Annotated in this window: 1 protein-coding gene; it reads right to left on the minus strand. The window is 69.5% G+C overall.

Annotation, left to right across the window (positions count from 1 at the left end):
• Positions 1 to 673, minus strand: a 673-nt coding sequence (locus ACFW0B_RS25875; RefSeq protein ID WP_449151806.1) for a dihydroxy-acid dehydratase domain-containing protein, incomplete at both ends; no start/stop codon positions are given.

Here is a 673-nt window from a genome sequence, read left to right on the forward strand (position 1 = left end):
AGCCGCGATCCTGCAGCACGCCGAGGAAGGGGGTCATCTTGTGCAGCTCCGGCATGCCGTTGCTGCGCGGGCCCTGGAAGCGCATCACCGCCACCAGGTCGCGGTCCAGCTCGCCGGCCTTGAAGGCATCGGCCAGCGCCTGCTGGTCATGGAAGACCCGCGCCGGCGCTTCCACCACCTGATGTTCGGGGGCCACGGCGGAGACCTTCATCACACCGCGGCCGAGGTTGCCCTGCATCACCCGCAAGCCGCCCTCCGCCGAGAAGGGCCGCGCCACCGGGCGCAGGATGCTTTCGTCGAGGCTTTGCGCCGGGCCCTCGCGCCAGACCAGCTTGCCGTCTTCGAGGAACGGCTCGCGGGTGTAGTGGTGCAGGCCCCGGCCCATGACGGTGTTGACGTCTTCATGGAGCAGCCCGGCGGCGAGCAGCTCGCGCACCAGGAAGGCCACGCCGCCGGCGGCCTGGAAGTGATTGATGTCGGCCTTGCCGTTGGGATAGACGTGGGCCAGGGTCGGCACCACTTCGGAGAGGTCGGCCATGTCCTGCCAGGTGAGCTGGATGCCCGCCGCCTGGGCGATGGCCGGCATGTGCAGGGTGTGGTTGGTGGAGCCGCCGGTGGCGTGCAGGGCGACGATCGAGTTGATCAGCACACGCTCGTCGATCAGCTCGCCGAG

Source organism: Metapseudomonas phytobenefica (assembly GCF_043392685.1).
Taxonomy (GTDB): domain Bacteria; phylum Pseudomonadota; class Gammaproteobacteria; order Pseudomonadales; family Pseudomonadaceae; genus Metapseudomonas.